Here is a 22,470-nt window from a genome sequence, read left to right on the forward strand (position 1 = left end):
CCAATCCACTTATAAGGGTGCAACAACAAGAAAGAACTAAAAATGAAAACGAGAAAGTTGGGGAAAACGGGAATTAATGTCTCTGAACTTGTTCTTGGAGGTGGATACGTAGGTGGAATACTCCTCCAATCGGATGAAGAAGAAAAACTCCGCGCAGTCCAACACGCCATGGACTCGGGTATAAATTTAATTGACACAGCGCCTTCCTATGGCAACGGAGAATCTGAGAAATCCGTGGGCAACCTTCTTCCCCACGTTAGCCCTAAACCCTATCTGGCAACAAAGGTTCAGATAGATCCTCTGATCAGGAAAGATCTCGCAGGACAAGTCGAAAAAAGTATCAACGCGAGCCTAACTCGATTAAAGACTTCTTCAGTAGATCTTGTTCAACTGCATAATCCTCTAAGTAAAGAGGATGATATTAAACACCTAGGAATTGATCATCTGCTTGGAGAGAATGGAGTTATCAACGCCTTACAAAAAGCAAAGGACAGCGGCCTCACTAAATATATTGGGATGACAGCACTCGGAAACCCCGCTTCCTGCCAAATTGCCATAAAGACAGCCGCATTTGATACCGCACAGGTATACTACAATATGCTTAATCCAAGTGCTGATATGACAGTACCCAGTAATTGGACTCAGCTAAACTTCTTAAAACTAATGAACACATGTGAAGACTACCAGATAGGGATAATGAATATCCGAGTTTTTGCTGCTGGAATACTTGCCTCAACCAAAAGAAGCGGGAGAGAAATCGCTATTACCGGATCAGGTGATTTTAAATTTGAAGAAGATGAACAGCGAGCAGAGAAACTTTTTAGATACCTCCCAAAGAGCAAATACACTATGGCCCAACAAGCTCTCCGTTTTTCACTAGCGAACCAAAAGATATCCTGCGTTGTCTTAGGGCTAGCCAGTTTGTCCGAGCTAAAGGAATCCCTTTACGTTGCCTCAGCGGCACCTATGGACAACCCATCCTTGGAAAAATTAAAGCAAGTATATAACTCAAACTATACCCTCGCCGTTTAGTATTAGATTCCTTACAACTCGGCCAGACAATCGCGAATAAATCGGATTGGATGTACGGCATTTCTACCCGTTTTATTCTTAATTTGATGCCGACACGAGGTTCCAGAAGCGGAAACAGCACATTCTTGATCCATAGATCGTATTGCCGGCGCCAATTCTAATTCAACTATTTTGTCCGCCACATGGCTGCTTTTCTTCTGATACCCAAACGACCCCGCCATACCACAACATCCGGATTTTATAACTTCTACATCTACACCCGGTACTTGCGCCAAAGACCAAATAGTAGCACTCATTGCACCGGAAGCTTTCTGATGGCAATGACCATGGAGAAATACCTTGGGGTTCGCGGGAGATTTGAAATTCAGCTTACTCGTGTTTTCATCCTTGGTCCTCTCCAAGTACTCCTCTATCAGCAGAATCTTACTTTTGAATTCTGGACTAATAGATAGAAGTTCTGCCATCTCCTCTCTCAAACTCAAAATACATGATGGCTCCAAACCAACAATCGGAATTCCAAGCTCTATGTATTTGCTAGCTGATGCAACAAATCTTTGAGCCTCCGTCATAGCTTGATCAACTAGCCCCATTGATAGAAACGTCCTTCCACAGCATAATGGTCGTTGACTCCCATCTTTTTGGGATAGAATGTTAAACGAATGATTTCCGGCCTTGAGAACCTCCATGGCTGCATGAACGTTATCGGATTCAAAATAGGTATTAAAACAATCTGCAAAAATAACGACAGATGGCTTTGATACAGAATTCTTTTGACTCCGCAAGCGACTTATAGATTTAGGAGAAACCCATTGCGGAAGGGGCTGTTTTGCATCTAAACCAAACAGCCACTCGCCTATTTTACCCATTCCTGGTATTTTTCTTCCTTGGTTAGCCAAAAACCATAGACGGGAAACCATTGGAGCATAACGAGGAAAATACGCAATTACTTGATCATAGAATTCTGGTCGCTCACTTAGATATTTTTGAGCCAACATCTCTATCTTCATCCGCGCCATGTCGACGCCCGTGGGGCACTCCGAACCGCAGGCCTTGCACCCTAAACAGTATTTGAGACTATCCTGAACGCCAACGTCGCATAAAGCGTCTTGCCCAAATTTCCCTGACATTGCTAATCTTAGGGTGTTCGCACGCCCTCTAGTTGAGTGCTCTTCGTCCCGAGTTGCGCGAAAAGACGGACACATAACCCCGCCACTTAACTTTCGACAGGCCCCATTATTGTTACACATTTCCACCGCACCCCCGAGCCCTCCCCACGAACTCCAGTTAAACCTCGTTTCAGGGCTCTTAATTTCGTAGGTTTCGTCGTATCGCATTAATTTTCGATCATCCATAGATGGTGGCCAAACAATCCGCCCAGGATTCATAACATTATGAGGGTCTAAAAATTTTTTAAGCTCTTGGAAACCGCAAACCAGATCTCGACCAAACATTCGCTCATGGAACTCACTTCGCACGATTCCATCTCCATGTTCACCAGAATGCGAACCTTTATATTCCCGCACCATTTCAAAAGCTTCTTCCGCTATCTCACGCATTTTCTTTACTTCGGAATCCAGCTTCAAATTCAATATTGGTCTAACGTGGAGCGTTCCAACGGAGGCATGCGCATACCATGTGCCAGTAGTTCCAAATTTTTCAAAAATTTCATTCAAACGCCGCGTATATTCCGGAAGATCATTTAAATCTACGGCACAATCTTCAACAAAAGAGATGGGTTTTCCATCTCCCTTCATCGACATAACTATATTTAACGCCTGCTTTCTGACGTTCCACACAGCTTGTTGCGATTTAGAATCGGTTACCGCAGCCACAACACCAGGATATCCAAGATCCCCCATTAATTCAGTAAGAGAATCCAATCTCTTCTCATTTTCAGTTGCACAATCACCTGCAAACTCTACTAAAAGCACAGATTTTGGGTTACCTATCACCACATTGTCTACAACGGCTCTAAAGGCAGGAATTTTTGCAGCTAAATTAATCATTGTTTCGTCAATAAGTTCAACTGCTGTTGGCCCCAGTGAAACAATGTTTTTTGTGGCACGCATAGCATCATCAAACTTAGCAAAATGACACACTCCTAAAGTACTATATTTAGGCAAATTAGCTAGCTTGAGTTTAATTGATGAGGAAAACGCAAGAGTTCCCTCAGAACCTACCAAAATATGTGAAAAATTCGGTGAACAACCTCCTTCTTTTAGCAGTGCATCAAGATTATAACCACCTACCCGTCTCATCACTTTTGGGAAGTTATTTTTGATTACTCCACTGTATTCTTCACCCAACTTTAGCAAAGATTCCGTTATATCTTGAGGTAAACCATTTTTATAGACCTTATCACTAGGACCAAACCAGCTCTCCCTTCCATCAGGAAGTATTGCTTTTATTTCCAGCACATTATCACGCATAGTTCCATATTTTATGGAACGGGCCCCACATGAATTGTTACCTACCATTCCCCCAATCGTAGCTTGAGCAGAGGTAGAAATATCAACAGGGAACCACAAGCCCAAAGGTTTCAGAAAAATGTTCAATTGATCCAGAATCATGCCTGGTTGCACAGTTACCGTTAATTCCTCAATGTTTAAGTCGATCAAAGAGTTTAAGTACTTAGAAGTATCGATGACTAAAGAAGTATTTACGGTTTGCCCACATTGAGAGGTCCCAGCCCCCCTTGCCAACAGAGAAAAACCTTCTTTGGAGGCCAGAGACATCGCAGTCTTAACATCTTGGATGGATTTTGGAACTACTATTCCAACCGGATTTATTTGGTATATCGACGCATCCGTTGCATAACGTCCGCGGGTAAAAGTATCAAAATATACATCTCCCTCCACTTCACTCCTTATGCTTTTCTCCAGCAAGCTAAAATCTCCCTTTGCCACCCGTACCGACAAGAGCCGCCCCCCTTCTTTCTCAAATCTTAAACCTGTTGGTCCGCAACAAACTATCTTACAAGATTTCCGTTTCTCTATTATTAACCTACCATCTTTTCACAAGCAGGATAGTTTGAGCTCTGTTCAATTAAGGACACTCATAGAGAAAATATTGGCTCAAACCTCCCCCCATCGCTTCATAACTTTAATATTTTACCAACTTATGATTTGATATTTTCCCTCTTATTTCTATTTATACTATATTTTGCAGTAGTTTATAGATGTTTTCTAAGTTTTTAATAAGATTAGACGTTGACATAAAATCAGCAAATAGTACTTGGCTTCGATTATTCACCAACGATATAGTTAAATTGCTTAGGACCTGTGGGGGAATAGCTTGAACTCGCCGGCAATAAGCATGAGGATTATATAAACTTCGCAACACTTTATACTTAAAGAGACTTTAGTTCGAGGGCACAAATAGTTAGAGATTAAACTAAAAGATTTGGCAATTGCTAATCACCAACTACTGTTTCCAACTATTACTTCGTTGATAACGATGGAATGATCGGATGCTGTAGCGAATGTATGACCATGGCGCCCATGGAAACCATTTCCTAAGAACGAGATGGTACTATTGTGCGCCACGGGAGACGTATATTGCTTAAAGGACTTCGAATGGAGGGAAAGGACTTAGAGTTATGGCTTCAGGTACGGTAAAATGGTTTAATCCCAACAAGGGATATGGATTTATAGAGTCGGCAGACGGAACCGGGGATGTCTTTGTGCATATTTCGGCAGTAGAGCAAGCAGGCCTAAGCACCTTAAATGAAGGGCAAAAGCTTGAATTTGAAGTTGTCACGGGACGTAACGGGAAGTCTGCGGCTGAAAACTTAGTGGTGTCTGACTAATTCCCCGACGTTTAGCTACCTCAACGACCGATCCCCGCGGCCATGGCTATCTTAAATAATGCCAAATGCGGAACGTAGTGCAGATCCCTCGGAGTAGTGGTTAAGATGAGACTAGGCATAAATTTGCCTATTGTGGATATTGGTGGAGACCCCTTAGTCGTCAAGGACTTTTCCCAGACGGCAGAGGCGTTAGGCTACGACCATTTGGCGTTAGCAGATCATGTGTTGGGCGTAAATGCCGCCAACATACCAAATTGGGGAAACCGAAATACATCCGCTGATTATTTTCATGATCCATTTCTCCTTTTTTCCTACCTTTCGGCCTGTACCACCCAAATAGAGTTTAGTACGCAGGTCTTGATACTACCGCAGCGTCAAACTGCCCTAGTTGCCAAACAGGCTGCATGCCTAGATATACTATCCGGCGGGCGCCTCCGCTTTGGAATAGGAATAGGATGGAACAAAGCTGAATATATTGCCTTAAACGAAAGCTTTAATAACAGAGGCAGGCGTTCGGTGGAACAGATTAGTATTCTTAAGGAGCTTTGGTCAAAACGACATGTAAATATTGATGGAGAATGGCACAAAATAACTGACGCAGGAATAAACCCGTTGCCATCTGCGCGATCCATTCCTCTCTGGATTGGCGGGCACGAAGATGTGACCCTGCAACGTATCGCTCGATATGGAGATGGTTGGATCATGTTACAGTATCCTCCAGGACAGGAAGCCCAAGAGAAATTTGATCTCTTACGGGCCTATACCCGAGAAGCGGATAGACCTGAGAGTGAAGTCGGAATAGAGGTATGGACATCCGCTGTAGGAACTCCTGAGGACTGGAGAAAAGAAATTGAATTTTGGAAAAAGGCCGGAGTAACCCACATTTGTTTGAACAATTCTTTTTCACGCTATCACCACCAAGCTATAGACGACCGCTCCATCAATAGCCACACATCGGCAATGAAGTTATATAAAGAATCTGTCGAAGATCTTATTTTATAATTCCAGCGTTATTGGTTCAATTTCGGCATGGATACTCCTGAAATAATGGAAATTAGGCCTCTAGCCAACTTTAGGGAAATATTTTTTCTAGTACTGGCCCTGTTTTTACTACTTATTCCTAGATGGACATGTGCTCATTCACCAACACTCCAAGAACCCAAGAAATTCTCTACAGACCACTTCCTACCCTCCAATCAAATTACGGAAAAATTTTTGTGCCTGGAAGAGACAACTTTGAGCTCTCAATGTCTCTTATCTCTAGCTAAAAGGTCTGCAAGAGAGATCATAAACGTTGATAGCCAAAATTTTGCGAATCTTTTCATTGCAATATCGCAATCTGATCTGGATTCGCCAAATTCAGTTAACCAAACCATTGCAAAAATTACAAATCCGCCTCTTCGCGGTATAGCTCTTACCTATCTGGCACAATTACATCTACGCCAAGAAAATAGACGTGGCAGCATATATATTATGACTAAAGCCCAAAATTTTTCAAACACAAGCCCACAAGCATATGTGAATGCTTGGCTAAATATTTTGATCGGCGACCTTCTTGCAATCTTAGGAAGAAGCACCGATTCCCAAAACTTTGTTGAACAGGCGCTACAGACTATCCCGTTAATAAAAGAGCATAATACCCGCTCCGAACTCTATGCTTTGGCCGCACAAGCAAGATTAAAAAATGGGCAGAGAACTGAAGCTAAGGAAATAATTAGAACGGCAATGATGGAAGCAAAGAAAGTACGCGACCCTTACTTGAAATCATTAGCGTTTAGTTTTAATGCTCTTGCATACCATAGACTTGGGTTACTCCCTTATTCCATTTCCACCCAAGCGATAGCAGAAGAATACGCCCAAAGTTCATCTCTCCCCTCGAAGGTGGTGGCTCTAGCTTTCCTCTCTTCTATCCAAGCCAAGACAGAACAAGTTGAATCTGCTTCGAGATCCCTAAAGAAAACAATAGAAATATTATCAGTAATCCGGAGTCCCTACCACCGAGCCCTATCCTTTGCTTTCCTCGCGCAGACCATTTACTTTGCGGAAAAGGAACTCCATGGTACAAAAAGGCAAGTTCCTACTCACTAATTTTTCCAGAAACAATCTGCTCTACGTAATACCGGTAATGCGGACTTCTTATTGCCGACGCGGTTTTCTCAAGTTGTTCCTCATCAATAAATCCCATCCGAAAGGCGGCCTCCTCTGGGCAACAAATTTTTAACCCCTGTCGTTTCTCCAACGTCTGTACAAAATTACTGGCTTCAAGAAGTGAGTCCGCCGTCCCTGCATCAAACCATGAAAATCCACGTCCAAGTTGAATGACCTGTAATTTATTTTTGCGCAGGTAACAATTATTTATATCAGTGATCTCCAATTCTCCCCGCTCCGAAGGCTTTAAGCTCTGCGCTATATGACAGACCTCGGCATCATAAAAATATAAGCCGGTAAGTGCCCAACGAGAACGAGGTTTATTGGGCTTTTCTTCAATAGTGAGGGGTTGGGCATTAATATCAAAACTAATGACACCATATTCGCCCGGATTCTCAACGGGATGAGCGAAACCCATGGCACCTGACGACAATGACGCCGCTTTGGTTAAGTAATTGATCAAGCCATGCCCATAAAAAATATTATCACCAAGTATCAGACTACACGGCGCGTTATCTACAAAGTTCCGGCCAATAATAAATGCGTCCGCCAGACCTCGTGGTTGGGCCTGTTCACAATAATTAAGATTAACTCCCCACTGCGAACCATCACCAAGTAAAACTTGGAAATTAGGTATATCCGAAGGCTTGGCTATGAGTAGAATGTCTCTAATCCCTGCAAACATTAATGTCGACAATGGATAGTAAATCATCGGCTTATCGTATATCGGAAGCAACTGCTTTGACGTCGCCAGAGTCGACGGATAGAGTCTAGAACCGGAACCACCAGCTAAAATAAGTCCTCTCATTAAATCAAATTTCCTTTTGGCCATTTCATTTCCAAAAATTCGTCCACCTTAGGCCGCCAATCCGGTTGCTCTATACCCCATATATCTTTAATTTTTGAGCACTCCATAACCACATGCGGAGGTCTATCCACCATACTTTCGTATTCACCAGTGGATATCTCCGTCAATTTGGGAACTTTAATTCCCCTTTTCTCAGCATATGAAAATATTGTCTTAGCAAATCCATACCAACTGGTTTGTGGGTTTCCGCAGTAGTGATATAATCCCCACTCATTTCTGCCCTCCAAAATTCCTTCGCTAATTCTCAACAAAACTTGCGCGATAGAAACTGCTGGAGTTGGACAGCCGATTTGATCGGCAACCACCTTAACCTCCCGATGAACCGATAGGGAGGATAGTATTTTATTAAGAAAATTAGTTCCTTCCGCACTGAAAACCCATGAGGTTCTTATAATAATGTAACGATCAATAAGCTTTTGAATCCTTCTTTCGCCAGAAAACTTACTGGCACCATATACATTTTTTGGCTTCGGCAAATCTAATTCATTATACTTGCGACTTTGACCGCCATCAAAAACATAGTCTGTTGAAAGATGCAGCATCGGCAAATTATACGCCGCTGCCGCTATCGCTATATTGGCAGGCCCATCCCTGTTAACAGCATAGCATTCATCCTCAGAAACTTCTGATTTTTCCACATTAGTAAAAGCGGCGGCATTGATTATAATCGAACACTGTTCTTTTTCCACAACAGTCCTAACCGATTCCACACTTCGAATATCCACCATTGAGTGCGGCACCAATACCACTTTCCACTTGGGCATCCCTACCCGATAAACTGCTCGAGCCACCTGACCAGAGCCAAATACCAAAGCAGCCTTAGAATCCATACTACTCACCGACTTACCAACCCACGGCGCGCATGAGAATAGGAATTTACTTTTACTTTTTCCATCCAACCACGATTATTCAGATACCACAACACTGTTTTCTCCAACCCCATCTCAAAGTTCCATTTTGGCTTCCATTGAAGTTCTTTCCTAATCTTGGAATCATCCACGGAATACCGCAAATCATGTCCGGGTCGATCCTCAACAAATGAAATTAATTTAGAATAAGAGCGAATGCTGGAACTGGGGCATAAACGATCCAAAATGTTACAAAGCTCTTTAACTAAATCTAAATTTTTTCGTTCCGACCCCCCTCCTATATTATAAGTCTCACCCACCCTCCCTTTTTGGGTTACCATCAATAGAGCCCGGGCATGATCTTCCACATACAGCCAATCGCGAATATTCTGGCCACTCCCATACACGGGTAAGGGCCTCCCTTCTAATGCATTCCCAATCATCAAGGGTATGAGTTTTTCGGGAAACTGGTAGGGTCCAAAATTATTAGAACAATTTGTAATAAGAACGGGTAAACCATAGGTCTGATGCCAAGCGCGCGCGAGATGGTTAGACGCCGCTTTGGAAGCTGCATACGGGGAATTAGGTCTGTACGGACTATCTTCTCTAAATTTACCTTCCTCTCCAAGGGAACCAAAGACCTCATCCGTAGACACATGAAGGAATCGAAACACCTTTTGCTCTTCAAAATCTAGTTTCTTCCAATACCCCAGAACAGAGTCTAACAAAATTTGAGTTCCTAAAATATTAGTGCTAATAAAGTCCGAGCTATCATCAATAGATCGATCGACATGACTTTCCGCAGCCAAATGTATTATGGCGGTTGGTAAAAACATCTCTATTAATGCTGTTATCTTAGAAGCATCACGGACATCGCCCGTTTCAAAGGTATACCTGTCGTTGACAGAAAGATCCCTGATCCCATCCAAATTAGCAGCATATGACAAACAATCTACATTTAAGATATGTACATCGGGCTGGGAAAGCAGAAGGCGGCAAAGTTCAGTCCCAATAAAACCCGCCCCGCCAGTTACTAAAATTTTCATTTTTTGCTCTCTTTTGACCTGCATGAAGAAAAACCGCATAAAAAGTCGAAAGTTCCCTCCACCCTTGCCATATCCCGTGTTATTTTTGTACGATTCAATGTAATCAATGCAGAGAATAACTTTCCCAAAAACAAAATAAAATTTGTAATTCCTAAAACAAACCCTCTGCTTCTTCCTCTGTACTTAGCTTCTAGGTATAGCCTAGACCAAGCCATATGATAATAACGACGGCGTATTAGCAAAGCCCGGCTTAAATTAGAAGAGGTTCCAGACAAATGAATAGCAAGTAGATTTGGGGCAAGCACGAGTGACCACCCATCTCGTCTTAGGCGAATACAAAGATCATCATCCTCATAAAAGAGGAAAATATTTTCGTCGAATAAACCTGTTTTCTTAAGCGCCTTCATTCGTAATAGGCTAACAGCATTCTGCACAAATCCAGCACATAAGTCTCCCGAAGGGAAAGGTTCATCTTTCCTGCTACGGGATATTTCCTCCCTAGAAAATAAATCTTGGTCATGGCATCGAGTTTTATTTCCGTCTTCTTCGACTAGGATAGGAGAAATAATTGCCGCACTGTCCCAACGATCAGCTAATATTATCAATTGTTCTATCGTGCTCTGTTCAACTAAACAGTCTGGAGACACTAAAATAGCGAACTCCGTTTCAACTTCATGAAGAGCTCTATTTGCCGCTTTGCCAAAACCCTCGTTAAACCCGTTCACTAAAATACTTGCATGCGGGGCTACCTCACGAATTTTTGATACAGACTTATCCTTACTAGCATTGTCAACAATTAGCGTAGATACACCTCCCCTAAGACGTTCAAAACAGCGGTCTAGTAAATGGGCTGAGTTATACGTGACCATCACCACAGTATAGCGGTCACTGGCGTCCAATTTAGCGTCTGACGTCAGAGCGTTTTGTTTATCTGCATGCATAACCTGGGACCAATACTATTTAAGTTCGCAATAATCAGTTATTAAGAGTTAAACTTTGGACAAGATTTCATACCAACGATATAATTTCACCTGTGCACTTCAATATAATCCAATCTCATATTCACCAAACCAGATAACTATTAAAATATCAAATGACCAATTGTCGCTCATGTGAAACACCAATAAAAGCCTTCATGTCTTTTGGCCAGCAACCGCTAGCTAACGCCCTACAACAACCTGGTCGACAGGAATCTGTGGAAAAATTCTATGAATTAGCACCCGCTGTCTGCCCTAATTGCCAGTTGTTTCAATTGATAAACCAACCCCCGCCAAAAACCATGTTTACTGAGCGTTATCCCTTTCTTACCTCTTCCTCTCGCAGCATGACTAAACATTTTGAAGAATTTGCGCTAAATCTCATGACCAATCTCCCTGAAATGGAAAACGCTAGTTTTGTGGTAGAGATTGGATCAAATGACGGCACCCTACTCCAACCATTTGCTAGGTCAAAAATTAAACATCTCGGAATTGAACCATCCCCCAATGTAGCCGATGTAGCGATCAAGCGTAACTTAAATACAAAAGTCGCTTTTTTTAACAGTGATACTGCTTCGGAAATATATGAGCAATATGGACCCGCAGACCTAATAATAGCTGCCAATGTTATTGGCCACATTCCGGATATTATTGATCTTGGAAGAGGAGTTGCAAAACTGCTAGGCCCGGATGGTAAATTTGTTTTTGAAGCAGTGTACTTAAGTGATGTTTTACGAAACGTGGCATTTGATCAATTATATGATGAACATGTCTTTACCTTCTCAGCCACATCTGTTCTCAACGTTTTCAAGCAACATGGTTTAGAATTAGTAAAATTAGAACATCAAAATGTACATGGAGGCTCCATGCGCTTCTACCTAGCCCACAGGGGCCGCCATCCCGTTGATCATTCAGTCCCCTTAATTCTTCACGCTGAAGAAAAGCAAGGCCTGGATTCCTTGGAGACTTATTATGCTTTTAAGTTAGCTACAGAAAAAATTCGTCATCAGCTTACAAGTAAAATAATAGAGCTAAATGACCATGGAGCCAGCGTAACCGGATATGGTGCCACCGCAAAAAGTACCACAATTTTAAATTACTGCGATTTAGGACCAGACCACATTGAGTGGATACAAGATTCAACCAAAGAAAAACAAGGTTTGTTAACTCCTGGTAGCCATATACCGATAGTGTCGCAAGAAGTTTTCCGTCATTCCAACCCAGACTATGCTGTCTTATTCGCCTGGAACCATAGAGCCGAAATTGAAGAAAAGGAGAAAAAATGGCGCGCCAGCGGAGGAAAATGGATCACTTATGTCCCAAAGGTCAACATTGAATAGAGATATTGTCATGTTTAGATCTCTGCTGGGCACTCGTGGGCCATCATAGACTCAATACCCAAACGCGCAAACATATCTCTATCTTGAGCTAACTCCGGATTTGGAGTAGTTAACAATTCCTCACCAATAAATATGGAATTAGCTCCAGCTACAAAGCACAACGCTTGGAATTCTTCATTCATATCTTCCCGGCCAGCGGATAACCGAACGACAGACTTTGGCATAAGAATCCTAGCTACTGCAATTGTCTTTACAAAATCAAATGAGTCCAGATCATTGGATCCACTGAGCGGCGTACCTTCTACTCGAACGAGCCTGTTGATGGGTACGCTCTGGGGATGTGAAGGCATGGTAGCAAGAGCATGCAGCATATCTATTCTATCGTCCCGCGACTCACCCATTCCAATAATCCCGCCACAACATACATTCAAGCCAGCACCCCTAACGTGATCTAAGGTCTCAATACGATCGTCCATAGTCCTGGTTGAAATAATCTCCTTATAGTAGCGGCGAGAAGTATCGATATTATGATTATAGTAGTTTAAGCCCGCTGTTTTAAGCTGCTTCGCTTGATCCGCGGTCAGCATACCTAAGGTTGCGCATGACTCCATTCCCAAGGAATTAACTCCCTCAATCATTGCACAGATAGCACCCATATCGCGGTCTTTCGGATTTCTCCATGCAGCACCCATACAAAATCTAGTGGCCCCACCCTCTTTCGCCTGTCGGGCAGCTCTAAGCACCTCTTCAACCTTCATTAGAGAACTTGCATCAAGACCGGTATCAAATTTGATACTCTGACTACAGTACCCACAATCCTCTGGACATCCGCCCGTTTTTATCGATAAAAGGGTGCTCATTTGCACCTTATTGGGATTAAACCAAATCCTATGGATTTTTTGGGCCTTAAATAGAAGATCATTAAATGGAAGATCAAAAAGTGAACCCACCTCGTCTAAAACCCAGTCGTTCCTTACTTCCCCGTCTAAATTATCTTGATGACCAGTTTCCCCAGGCCGGTATCTCCTGTTGTCCATCGTGGGCTCAAGCATCCTTCAATCCTTTTTAATTCAAAACACCAAGCTAGTTCTTTTAACATGAATAGTACTTATGCCGCTTGCAAGCATCGTAATATTTTTCGCTCTCATGTGGATACGCGTATAGCACCCTCAGAATCACAGTACCAGGCCTCAAGAGTGTCGTCGACGAACAACCCACGGAGATTCGTCGGTAGCAGGTTGAAAAAAAACACTAACCTCCTCCGCCGCATTACGCCACTCGTCTAGATCTATCTTATGGTTGACCTCAAAAGAATCAAATCCGCATCGTAGGAGAAATAAATACTGGTCTCTGCGGATATCTCCGACTGCCCGTAATTCATTTTGGTAGCCATATCGTTCTCGTAGCACCCTAGCTGAGCTAAGCCCTCTGCCATCCGAGAAAACCGGGAAATCCACTGCTATGAGACTAAAATGGCTTGTGGAATCGCCTATCTCTTCAGGAAGTTCCTCAGCCTGCAGGCGGATCCCTAGAGGTTTATTGCAGTCCGCCAAACTAATCCTGTTGGCTTTCCATGTATCTAAACTAAGTAAAGGGTAGTCTACTCTCAAGGGGTCCTCCCCCTCCTCTAATATCCTCCATAAGTCCTTTACAAGTTGTCCATTTTTAAGCAGTGCCATAAAGAGATTCCTTAAATGGTTTCATGCCCACCCGGCGATAAGTATCCAAGAATCGTTCTCCACTTTCACGCTGTTCAACGTAGGTATCAACTATCGTCTCGACCGCATCCACCACCTCATCATAAGCAAAGGCCCGTCCCACAATTTTTCCCAACGAAGCATCTTCAGCTCCGCTGCCTCCGAGTGTTATTTGATAGAACTCTTCACCTTTTTTATCGACGCCGAGTACTCCAATATGTCCCACATGATGATGGCCACATGCGTTTATGCACCCTGATATCTTTATCTTAAACTCACCAATATCATGCTGCTGTTCAATATCGGAAAATCGCTTCGCAATATCTTGGGCAACTGGTATGGAACGAGCATTAGCTAAATTACAATAGTCAAGACCCGGGCAGGTTATCATGTCCGTTATGAGCCCCGCATTAGCCGTAGCTAGACCGCCGTCCATCAATTCTTTCCACACAAGATAAACCTCATCAGTTCGGACGTGAGGCAGCACTAGATTTTGCTCATGCGTAACTCGGATTTCATCGTGACTAAATCGTTCTGCTAGGTCAGCAACCAAATCCATTTGCTCCGCCGAAGCGTCGCCTGGAGGTGCCCCAATTGGTTTTAGTGAAATAGTTATAATAGAGTAGCCCGCTTGCTTATGGTCACTTACATTTGTCGCGCACCACTGAGCAAAATCAAAATTATCTCTCTTCTCTAGTTCAAATCTTTCCGGTTGGAGCCCAGTAACCGCATATTGTGGAGGAGCAAAATAAGATAAAATCCGCGTGAACTCCTCCTTGGGAACAGTTAAAGGACCATCCTTTATCTTTTCCCACTCATTTTCGACAAGAGTTCGAAACCTCTCAATTCCTACGCTATCAACAAGAATCTTTATGCGCGCCTTATAAAGATTGTCCCGCCTTCCCAACTGATTGTATACTCGAAGTATTGCCTCTAAGTAGCTTAAAAGATGTTCTTTTTTGAGGAAATCCTTAACCGTAGGGGCGATATAAGGTGTTCGACCTAGCCCTCCCCCAGCGAGCACCTCAAAACCTGTTTCGCCTGAAGAGCCAACCTTAATCCTTAAGCCGATATCATGAACACGCATTGCAGCACGATCTTCTTCAGTTCCTATAACGGCTATCTTAAATTTTCGAGGCAGCCACGAAATTTCAGGATGTAAAGTCGACCACTGCCTAACAAGTTCAGCATAGACACGAGGGTCTTCCACTTCACCGGATGCGACTCCCGCAAGGTGATCTGCAGTAACATTTCTAATACAATTTCCACTTGTCTGAATAGCATGCATTTCAACTTCAGCTAGTTCAGAAAGGATCTCCGGTACATCAACCAATTTTGGCCAATTATATTGAATATTTTGGCGTGTAGTAAAATGTCCATAGCTGCGATCATATTTTCTTGCAATGTGTGCCAATTTTCTCATCTGTTTGGATGCAAGAGTTCCGTATGGAATTGCAACCCTTAGCATATAAGCATGAAGCTGCAAATATAGTCCATTTCGGAGACGTAACTGCTTAAACTCTTCTTCATCAAGGTCTCCGTTAAGTCTCCGGGTTACCTGTCCACGGAACTGCTGCACTCTTTCCTGGACCAAAGTGTGGTCAAACTCGTCATATCTGTACATCAGTCTAGCCTCTCATCTTAGCTAAATATATGCTTATGGTTATACGGTAGGCCCCATAGCTCGAATTCTCTCCCGCTGGCTTAAAACCTTTAAGCCATCCTTAGTATCTTCGACATCTATTAAATACAAAGAAACCACTATCTGTGCTTGTTCTCCCAAAGATGCCGAACGGAGTAGTTCAGATCCATCATCAAAAGCTACCAGTGCATCTTCTAAGTCATGCGACCATTGGTGAGATGCTGTGAAATACACAATTTCACCACCTCTAAGATAATTTGCTGTAGCAACTTTTCCCATCACAACACTCCCCTCCGCGTGCTAACTTGTTGTGGTAAATTTTGCTTCTGCGAAATATTATTTGGGAGACCTCGGACCTTCTCTGCCAACTCCATTACTTCTAATCGAGATTGCCCTACCACTTCACCAATTACAATTATTGCTGGTGCAATTATATCACTTTCACTAATTAGGAGTGGAAGTGATCCCAACTTTCCAATCACCAATTTTTGTTCCGGTGTAGTTCCATTCGCAATTACTGCGATTGGCACCTCAGCCGACATGCCATTAGCTATCAAGTTCTGAGAAATATCTTTAGCAACTCCTATTCCCATGTAAACCACTAGTGTATGACCTAAATTTGCCAAGGCTTTCCAATTTAGCGCTAATTCTCCATCCCCATGACCTGTGATAAAGGTGACTGCTTGAGAGGTCTCCCTTAAGGTCATAGGAATACCCGAAACAGCACCGCATCCAAGCGCCGCTGTAATTCCTGGAACTATTTCCACCTCTACCCCATGGCTCATTAAAAAAGCTCTCTCTTCTCCACCACGACCAAAAACAAATGGATCACCTCCTTTAAGACGAACCACATTTCGGCCAGGTTTGGCCTCCTCAAGAAGAGTGGTATTTATTTCATTCTGGCCACATGAGTGGCGTCCTTTGGATTTCCCTACGAAAATCTTTTTCGCTTCTTTGCGAGCCCGTTTTAAGATATCCACACCGACCAGCCGATCATAAACTAAAACATCTGCCTCTTGTATTTTTCTGAGCGCCTTCACTGTAAGTAGCTCCGGATCTCCTGGGCCAGACCCCACGATAGTTACCAAACGAGTAACACTTCCTTCAGACATAATCTGTTTAACTAAATTAGCTACGTCTTTACGTTCTAAACCATTTTTTCTTGAGAGAAATAAACCTGCACTTTCATCTTTAAGAAGCCTTCGCCAAAATTTTCGACGGAGCTCTAATGTCGGTAAAATTTCTTTTACCGCCGGACGCATTTGAAAAATAAGATCAGCTATAGAGCCAAGATCCTGAGGCAAGGATAACTCTAACTCATCCTTTAATTTCGTAACAAGACCGGGAGACCTGCCATTGCTACCAATACCTACTTGAATACTTCCCCTATCCACTACTGCCGGAAAAGTGAATGTGGATAATGCTATATTATCAACAACATTTACAGGTATTCTTGCCGCGATCGCAGTCTCTCCAATCAGAATATCATCTTCAGAACTCTCTGTGGCACTCACAATCAATGTAACCCCTGACAGATCATAGTCACTAAAATTGGCATTAACTATCGAGCATCCACTATATAGCCCTTGTAGAACCCTCAACTCTTTTGAATGCATTGAGCCCAAAATCGTTACAAAAGCTCCAAAATCTAGAAGCAACCTTGCTTTTTCAATCGCGAGGCTTCCAGACCCTACTACTAGGCATTCTTTACGAACCAAATCAACAAACAGCGGCAAATGTCGTCTTATTTCATTTGACCTCACTCCTCTGGCTCGCCTGCCTGAATCAGATGATGCCGTAGTCATGCGACATCTCTATGCCAGGTTGATCCGTTGCCGAATTTTTCATTCACATACTTAGCTAACACCTGAATGCACTCTTCAATCGAAAGTACCCCTGTATCAATAACAAGATCCGGGTTATCTGGAGCCTCATAGGGAGCATCGATCCCAGTAAATCCGCGAATTTCGCCTCGCCTAGCCTTCGCATAAAGCCCTTTGGGATCTCGTTCTTCGCACGTTTCAATATTAGCCTTGATGTAGATTTCATGAAAACCAGTCTCCGCTATTTGCCGAGCTCGTTCTCTGTCTGCCCGATATGGCGAAATAAAAGCACTAATAACTATATTACCAGAATCAGCCACCAGTCGGGCAACCTCCGCAACCCTACGAATATTTTCACCTCTATCTTCGGGAGAAAAACCCAAATCGCTATTAAGACGATCTCTCACATTATCCCCATCAAGAACATACGACTGCCAACCTCGACGAAACAGCTCATATTCTAGAGCCATTGCCAAAGTAGACTTTCCAGAGCCTGATAAACCAGTAAACCACAAAACTCCGCTGTTGTGACCATTTGCTTCAGCACGTTGTTCCAAACTTACTCGGTGCCCTGTCGGATAGATGTGCCTTTCATCCTTTTCAACAACTCCATCCAGGACGACGCATCCACCAACAACATTATAGCTATCAAAAAGAACCCCCCTAGCAGTGGGTTCCAGTCTATCGATTGGGTCGACTGCGAACGGAGTTCTACTATGAAGGACAATCTCCGCTACTGAATTTTTCTCAATAGTTGGAGCACTCTCCAACGACAAATTGTCTAGGTCTATAACTGCCTTGATCTCACTTACTACTACTTGATGAGTAGCTGTTTGAAATTTTACCTGAAGTTTTGCACCTACTTTTAGTGGCGTTTTAGCAAACCAAATCAGCCGAACCGTTATATCATGCCCGACACTTGGTCCATTGCCGTGACTATGCACAACATGACCTCTTTCGATGAATAACTCCCTATCAAGGGTTAAGGCAACAGATTCACCAGCCCCTGCGGAAACCTTCAAGTCACTATTCCACGCCTCAAGACTGGTAATGACCGCTGTCTTCTCAGTAGGAGAAAAACAAATTTCATCTCCCACTCTCACACGTCCACTTTCTATTTTTCCCACAATAATACGACGATGATCAAATCGGTAGATATCTTGCACTGGAATTCGAAGAGGCTCCTCAATAAGCACACTACTAGACTTAAAGGCATGCATAGAAGAAAGAACATCCGAACCAACGTACCACGACATTTTACTAGATGTTTTACTTAGGTTATCTCCAGTCCGCGCCGAAGCTGGAATAATTCCCTGATATTTGATATTTAATTCATCTAAGTAAGAACTGATTTTTTGTTTTATAAGACTAAAGTTCTCCTCCTTATACTCCACTAGGTCCATCTTATTTACTACGACAACAACCTCTTTAACCCCCAATAATTTAAGTAGATAGGTATGACGTTGTGTCTGTTCCCGCACGCCCTCGGTAACATCTATTAACAACAGTGCTGCGGTTGCATTAGCGGCACCCGTGATCATATTCTTTAAGAATTCCTCATGTCCCGGAGCATCTATCAAAAGATAATCACGCTTTTTAGTCCGAAGCTCAATCTGAGTAGTGTCTATGGTTATTCCCTGATCCCTCTCGGCCTTAAACGCGTCTAGCACAAAAGACCACTCAAACTGCGTTCCGCGCCGGTCTCTCATTGTTTCAATCGCCTCAACCTTGCCGTCAGGTAGATTATCGGTCTCGTACAGCAAGCGCCCCAAAAGGGTTGATTTTCCGTGGTCAACGTGACCAACTACAACGATCGGCAGCATATTTTTTTCTTTCCCAGAAACTATTCTTTGATCTTCGGCCTACATATATCCGTCTTGCCGAAGGCGCTCAAAAGCGTCCTCCGCCTCATGATCCATGGCGCGCCCAGCTCTTTCTGCAATTTTTGTGGTCTGTAATTCTTCTATGACCTCGTCAATATCAGAAGCATTACTTTCAACAGGATTCGTAATATCTTGGTCCCCCAGAGACCGATACCGCTGACCCGAGCGAGAAAAGTACAAATCAATAATAGGAATGTTCTCCCTTTTGGTATATCTCCAAATGTCTATCTCCCGCCATTGCAAAATTGGATGAATCCTTATGTGGCTGCCAGGAGGCATACGCGTCGTGTATTGTCCCCAAAATTCAGCTGGTTGATCATGTTGATCCCATTCAGCATTCATCCCTCGTGGACTAAAAACTCTTTCCTTCGCGCGAACCGCCTGTTCATCTCGTCGAATACCAGCAAAGACACCTGAAAACCTATGCTTGTCCATTATTTTTTTTAGTCCATCTGTTTTGCGAGCGGCAGACCGTGCAGCTGGAGGAAGACTTGGGTCAACAGAACTTATGGGTGGACATTCTCCTCTAATCAGATCCAAGTTCCATTCCTTCTCAAACTTATCCCGAAACGCATACATCTCGGGGAACTTTTTTCCGGTATCGACATGCACCACAGGAAACGGAACCCTTCCGAGAAATGCCTTGCGGGCCAACCACAGCATAACATTAGAATCCTTACCTAATGACCATAACATCCCCAAAGGATGCATTGTCCTATAGGCTTCCCTAATTATGTAGATGCTCTCATTTTCAAGATGATCCAAATAATCCATTTATAGTCTCACGTCGCCCGGTGAATCCCGCACTCTGTTTTCCCGCTATCAGCCCACCTTCCGGACCTCTGCTCTCCTCCTACTTCAACAGGCTTAGTGCAAGGAGCACAACCTATGGAAAAATAATTTTTGAGAGTTAATGGATGCCTTGGCAAGTTGCGCGCAATGAAATACTCCTTCAATTGCACTGTATCCCAATTAGCAAGTGGATTTATCTTTATATGTTTTCCAACCAATTCAATGCTTTGAAGTTGCCCTCGCGATTTACTCTGAAAGCGCTTCCTACCTGTAATCCACGCGTCAAATGGATCTATGCTCCTCTCTAATGGCACAACCTTTCTGATATGACAACAGTAATCGGCATTAATGCGCCAAAGTTTCCCCTCAGGATCATCGTCAATAATTTCCGCAGTAGATGGCTTTACGGACCGGACATTGGTTAAACCCAAGTGTGATGCAAGATGATCACGATACTCTAGCGTCTCTCGAAAATGTTTACCGGTTTCTAAAAATATTATTGGAATTTCCTTAGAAACCTCTGCAATCAAGCTCAACAATACTGCTGACTCTGCACCGAAAGAGCAAACCGCAGCGATTTTCCCGGGAAACTCCTCCTTTATCATAGACCTCAGAAGAGCTGCCGCATCCTTTTCCCCATGCAATTTCCTCAGGCGCTCCTCCAACCCTGCTCGGCGAATAGATGCAAGATCAACATGGTCATCCTGTTCTAATTTAGGAATTGTATTTTCATTCATTACTAAAAGCCTGTATGGATTTGGTATTCCTTGTAGTGCACAATCTAATTGTCTATGGCCAATCTGAAACAATAGTACCAGGAAATCTCTGGGACCAGCCAGTTATTAGAGCGCACCTATTAGTAAAAATTATTGTTTCTAGCAATAGTTATGGATTATTTTGGTATAATTTTTTTTATTATGGCATATAATAAGTAAAATTTACCATATTTTCTTAAGGAGTTGGAATGGATGAAATTGACGTTAAGATTCTGAAACTATTACAGCGCAATTGTAATCTTCCAGCATCAGAGATAGCCGAGAAAGTCGGTCTATCAACCTCCCCTTGTTGGAAAAGGATCGCCAGACTTCGTGAAACAGGGATAATCAAAAACCAACTTTCCATACTAGATGCCAATAAACTTGGCTTTGGCCTAACCGCTTATGTGAGCATAAAAACTGGGGAACATTCGGGTAGCTGGTTAGATGAGTTTTCTAAAACTGTAACCAATATGCCTGAGGTAATGGAGTTTCACCGAATGGCTGGAGATGTTGATTACATGCTTAAAGTAATAGTAGCTGACATTGACTCCTTTGATAAGTTTTATAAACGCCTCATAGCCTCTTCAGCACTAAGCGAAGTTACCACTCGGTTTTCGATGGAAAAAATAAAGGAAACAACAGAATTACCAATATAATGCCACTTACTCTAATACTCACATCTACAACTTTGCTATAATTTCCCTAGCAAAAACTTTAAAATTTGTGCGCATTGAATTCCTGGGTGGCATCAATACTATCTCTTTTAATCCGGCTTCCTCGAGTTCCTGAATTCGTGCAACAAGTTCATCTGGTTCGCCCACAAGTCCACCAGATACCTTTATCATGGAAGGAGTAACAAATCGCCGCTCTTTATCCGGCAAATTAGCGCAATGCCCTTGATGAACCAATAAATGTCTTCGCTCCAGGGGCATTTCTTTTTCGACATAAATTTTATATGAATTCCAGACATCACGCACTGAGTCTATCACGAAATTATCGTGCCCTTTTTGCCGAAAAAGTTCATACCAAAAGTGCAAACTCGCCACGACCTGCGCTCCGGTTTCCTCAATCACTCTTTCCGAATTTAATTTCTCCCCAGGCCGTAAAACACATGCAAAAGTCATTACTGTTGAATGAAAATCTTCTGGTAAGACACGACCTACCTCAGCGGCACCACAATTAATTCGTTTTGAATTCCGAAGAAAAACTGATTTTGGCTCATTCCCGGCACCAATTCGACCATCCCCGTATACACCAGCCGCCCGAAGAGCCTTTGGACCATTCGCCGCTACATAGAGTGGAATTTTATTTTCAATATCAACACAGCTAAGGTCACGCTCTAAAAATTTTATAGGTTGGGTCTTTCCTTTGTAGCAATAATCTACCTCGTCTCCAGCCAATAAACCACGAACAATCCTCAAGTACTCGCTAAATTCAGTTGGTGAAACTGGATTTTGGCCCATAATCCTCATTGCCGTATGTCCACTCCCAATACCAAGAAACACTCTACCCGGAGCTAATTTGTTAATAGAAGCGATGGAGTGCGCCGTAACCGGGGCTAATCTTGTTCCCGCTATTGCTACTCCAGTACCAATCCGAAGACGATGTGTGTTTTGAGCCGCTAGACTCAAAGTAGCATAGCAATCCGACCAAATCATTTGACTATCAGGCACCCACCCACTATCAAACTTTAGCTCCTCCGGATATGGAAAAATCCCCCAATCATCAATTTTAGTTGCCACCATCCCACCAAACTTCACCCTACTCTCCCTATTCACTCTTTAAGCAATCAGCATTGTATTTCCAAA

General features: G+C 43.0%; 20 protein-coding genes. 6 read left to right on the forward strand and 14 right to left on the reverse strand.

What is annotated here, in order from left to right; translation table 11 throughout:
* Nucleotides 1-42 precede the first annotated feature (42 nt).
* Entirely contained in the window at nt 43-1,032 is a 990-nt protein-coding gene (locus CMM32_10305; protein MBT07284.1) for a hypothetical protein, read from the forward strand.
* Between the two features lie 11 nt (nt 1,033-1,043).
* Here the strand turns inward: CMM32_10305 and CMM32_10310 are convergent, their stop codons facing one another.
* Complete coding sequence (locus CMM32_10310; GenBank protein MBT07285.1) at nt 1,044-3,950, reverse strand: FAD-binding oxidoreductase; 2,907 nt, start codon at nt 3,948-3,950, stop codon at nt 1,044-1,046.
* 680 nt (nt 3,951-4,630) lie between these two features.
* On the opposite strand from CMM32_10310, the gene CMM32_10315 reads away from it, so the two are divergent.
* The 3 genes from CMM32_10315 (at nt 4,631) to CMM32_10325 (ending at nt 6,928) form a co-directional block, all read left to right on the forward strand.
* Nucleotides 4,631-4,840 (forward strand): cold-shock protein, encoded by a 210-nt coding sequence (locus CMM32_10315; protein MBT07286.1) that lies wholly within the window; start codon nt 4,631-4,633, stop codon nt 4,838-4,840.
* Nucleotides 4,841-4,945: 105 nt separating this feature from the next.
* Nucleotides 4,946-5,842 (forward strand): LLM class F420-dependent oxidoreductase, encoded by an 897-nt coding sequence (locus tag CMM32_10320; GenBank protein MBT07287.1) that lies wholly within the window; start codon nt 4,946-4,948, stop codon nt 5,840-5,842.
* Nucleotides 5,843-5,887: 45 nt separating this feature from the next.
* Nucleotides 5,888-6,928 (forward strand): hypothetical protein, encoded by a 1,041-nt coding sequence (locus CMM32_10325; GenBank protein MBT07288.1) that lies wholly within the window; start codon nt 5,888-5,890, stop codon nt 6,926-6,928.
* Here CMM32_10325 and rfbA read toward each other — a convergent pair.
* The 4 genes from rfbA to CMM32_10345 are packed head-to-tail and all read right to left on the reverse strand — an operon-like array spanning nt 6,918 to nt 10,691.
* Nucleotides 6,918-7,796, reverse strand: coding sequence for a glucose-1-phosphate thymidylyltransferase (gene rfbA / locus CMM32_10330; GenBank protein ID MBT07289.1), 879 nt, complete (start codon nt 7,794-7,796; stop codon nt 6,918-6,920). The genes CMM32_10325 and rfbA overlap by 11 nt on opposite strands.
* Nucleotides 7,796-8,686 (reverse strand): dTDP-4-dehydrorhamnose reductase, encoded by an 891-nt coding sequence (gene rfbD / locus CMM32_10335; protein ID MBT07290.1) that lies wholly within the window; start codon nt 8,684-8,686, stop codon nt 7,796-7,798. The genes rfbA and rfbD overlap by 1 nt, the downstream gene beginning before the upstream one ends.
* A 5-nt stretch (nt 8,687-8,691) precedes the next feature.
* Nucleotides 8,692-9,750: a dTDP-glucose 4,6-dehydratase gene (gene rfbB / locus CMM32_10340; GenBank protein MBT07291.1), complete on the reverse strand. Its 1,059-nt coding sequence runs from the start codon at nt 9,748-9,750 to the stop codon at nt 8,692-8,694.
* Nucleotides 9,747-10,691 carry a hypothetical protein gene (locus tag CMM32_10345; GenBank protein ID MBT07292.1) on the reverse strand — a complete coding sequence of 315 codons (945 nt, stop codon included), beginning with the start codon at nt 10,689-10,691 and terminating at the stop codon, nt 9,747-9,749. Before CMM32_10345 ends, rfbB begins: the two co-directional genes overlap by 4 nt.
* A 152-nt stretch (nt 10,692-10,843) precedes the next feature.
* Here CMM32_10345 and CMM32_10350 point away from each other — a divergent pair, with 152 nt between their 5' ends.
* Entirely contained in the window at nt 10,844-12,067 is a 1,224-nt protein-coding gene (locus CMM32_10350) for an SAM-dependent methyltransferase (GenBank protein MBT07293.1), read from the forward strand.
* Between the two features lie 14 nt (nt 12,068-12,081).
* Here the strand turns inward: CMM32_10350 and bioB are convergent, their stop codons facing one another.
* From bioB to CMM32_10390, 8 genes are all read right to left on the reverse strand, one after another.
* Nucleotides 12,082-13,104 carry a biotin synthase BioB gene (gene bioB, locus CMM32_10355; GenBank protein ID MBT07294.1) on the reverse strand — a complete coding sequence of 341 codons (1,023 nt, stop codon included), beginning with the start codon at nt 13,102-13,104 and terminating at the stop codon, nt 12,082-12,084.
* Nucleotides 13,105-13,257: 153 nt separating this feature from the next.
* The gene (locus tag CMM32_10360; GenBank protein ID MBT07295.1) at nt 13,258-13,746 is read right to left on the reverse strand and encodes a hypothetical protein; all 489 of its coding nucleotides are present in this window, start codon (nt 13,744-13,746) and stop codon (nt 13,258-13,260) included.
* Nucleotides 13,733-15,388, reverse strand: a complete 1,656-nt coding sequence (locus CMM32_10365; GenBank protein ID MBT07296.1) for a sulfite reductase — start codon at nt 15,386-15,388, stop codon at nt 13,733-13,735. Before CMM32_10365 ends, CMM32_10360 begins: the two co-directional genes overlap by 14 nt.
* Nucleotides 15,389-15,427: 39 nt before the next feature.
* Nucleotides 15,428-15,688, reverse strand: a complete 261-nt coding sequence (locus tag CMM32_10370) for a nitrite reductase (protein MBT07297.1) — start codon at nt 15,686-15,688, stop codon at nt 15,428-15,430.
* Nucleotides 15,685-17,211, reverse strand: a complete 1,527-nt coding sequence (gene cobA, locus CMM32_10375) for a uroporphyrinogen-III C-methyltransferase (GenBank protein MBT07298.1) — start codon at nt 17,209-17,211, stop codon at nt 15,685-15,687. The genes CMM32_10370 and cobA overlap by 4 nt, the downstream gene beginning before the upstream one ends.
* Nucleotides 17,208-19,052, reverse strand: a complete 1,845-nt coding sequence (gene cysC / locus CMM32_10380) for an adenylyl-sulfate kinase (GenBank protein MBT07299.1) — start codon at nt 19,050-19,052, stop codon at nt 17,208-17,210. The genes cobA and cysC overlap by 4 nt, the downstream gene beginning before the upstream one ends.
* 39 nt (nt 19,053-19,091) lie before the next feature.
* Complete coding sequence (locus CMM32_10385; protein MBT07300.1) at nt 19,092-19,886, reverse strand: sulfate adenylyltransferase; 795 nt, start codon at nt 19,884-19,886, stop codon at nt 19,092-19,094.
* A gap of 8 nt (nt 19,887-19,894) precedes the next feature.
* Complete coding sequence (locus CMM32_10390) at nt 19,895-20,641, reverse strand: phosphoadenylyl-sulfate reductase (GenBank protein ID MBT07301.1); 747 nt, start codon at nt 20,639-20,641, stop codon at nt 19,895-19,897.
* A gap of 227 nt (nt 20,642-20,868) precedes the next feature.
* Between CMM32_10390 and CMM32_10395 the strand changes: the two genes are divergently transcribed.
* Nucleotides 20,869-21,318, forward strand: a complete 450-nt coding sequence (locus tag CMM32_10395) for a transcriptional regulator (protein ID MBT07302.1) — start codon at nt 20,869-20,871, stop codon at nt 21,316-21,318.
* 24 nt (nt 21,319-21,342) lie between these two features.
* Here the strand turns inward: CMM32_10395 and CMM32_10400 are convergent, their stop codons facing one another.
* Complete coding sequence (locus tag CMM32_10400) at nt 21,343-22,422, reverse strand: hypothetical protein (GenBank protein ID MBT07303.1); 1,080 nt, start codon at nt 22,420-22,422, stop codon at nt 21,343-21,345.
* Between the last annotated feature and the right edge of the window lie 48 nt (nt 22,423-22,470).

The organism is Rhodospirillaceae bacterium, assembly GCA_002728255.1.
Classification (GTDB): domain Bacteria; phylum Pseudomonadota; class Alphaproteobacteria; order UBA7887; family UBA7887.

Bases quoted from the DNA above. Each gene is read 5' to 3' on its own strand.
- CMM32_10305 (MBT07284.1), top strand. From the start codon at position 43: ATGAAAACGAGAAAGTTGGGGAAAACGGGAATTAATGTCTCTGAACTT.
- CMM32_10315 (MBT07286.1), top strand. From the start codon at position 4,631: ATGGCTTCAGGTACGGTAAAATGGTTTAATCCCAACAAGGGATATGGA.
- CMM32_10320 (MBT07287.1), top strand. From the start codon at position 4,946: ATGAGACTAGGCATAAATTTGCCTATTGTGGATATTGGTGGAGACCCC.
- CMM32_10325 (MBT07288.1), top strand. From the start codon at position 5,888: ATGGAAATTAGGCCTCTAGCCAACTTTAGGGAAATATTTTTTCTAGTA.
- rfbA (MBT07289.1), bottom strand. From the start codon at position 7,796: ATGAGAGGACTTATTTTAGCTGGTGGTTCCGGTTCTAGACTCTATCCG.
- rfbD (MBT07290.1), bottom strand. From the start codon at position 8,686: ATGGATTCTAAGGCTGCTTTGGTATTTGGCTCTGGTCAGGTGGCTCGA.
- rfbB (MBT07291.1), bottom strand. From the start codon at position 9,750: ATGAAAATTTTAGTAACTGGCGGGGCGGGTTTTATTGGGACTGAACTT.
- CMM32_10345 (MBT07292.1), bottom strand. From the start codon at position 10,691: ATGCATGCAGATAAACAAAACGCTCTGACGTCAGACGCTAAATTGGAC.
- CMM32_10350 (MBT07293.1), top strand. From the start codon at position 10,844: ATGACCAATTGTCGCTCATGTGAAACACCAATAAAAGCCTTCATGTCT.
- bioB (MBT07294.1), bottom strand. From the start codon at position 13,104: ATGGACAACAGGAGATACCGGCCTGGGGAAACTGGTCATCAAGATAAT.
- CMM32_10360 (MBT07295.1), bottom strand. From the start codon at position 13,746: ATGGCACTGCTTAAAAATGGACAACTTGTAAAGGACTTATGGAGGATA.
- CMM32_10365 (MBT07296.1), bottom strand. From the start codon at position 15,388: ATGTACAGATATGACGAGTTTGACCACACTTTGGTCCAGGAAAGAGTG.
- cobA (MBT07298.1), bottom strand. From the start codon at position 17,211: ATGACTACGGCATCATCTGATTCAGGCAGGCGAGCCAGAGGAGTGAGG.
- cysC (MBT07299.1), bottom strand. From the start codon at position 19,052: ATGCTGCCGATCGTTGTAGTTGGTCACGTTGACCACGGAAAATCAACC.
- CMM32_10385 (MBT07300.1), bottom strand. From the start codon at position 19,886: ATGGATTATTTGGATCATCTTGAAAATGAGAGCATCTACATAATTAGG.
- CMM32_10390 (MBT07301.1), bottom strand. From the start codon at position 20,641: ATGAATGAAAATACAATTCCTAAATTAGAACAGGATGACCATGTTGAT.
- CMM32_10395 (MBT07302.1), top strand. From the start codon at position 20,869: ATGGATGAAATTGACGTTAAGATTCTGAAACTATTACAGCGCAATTGT.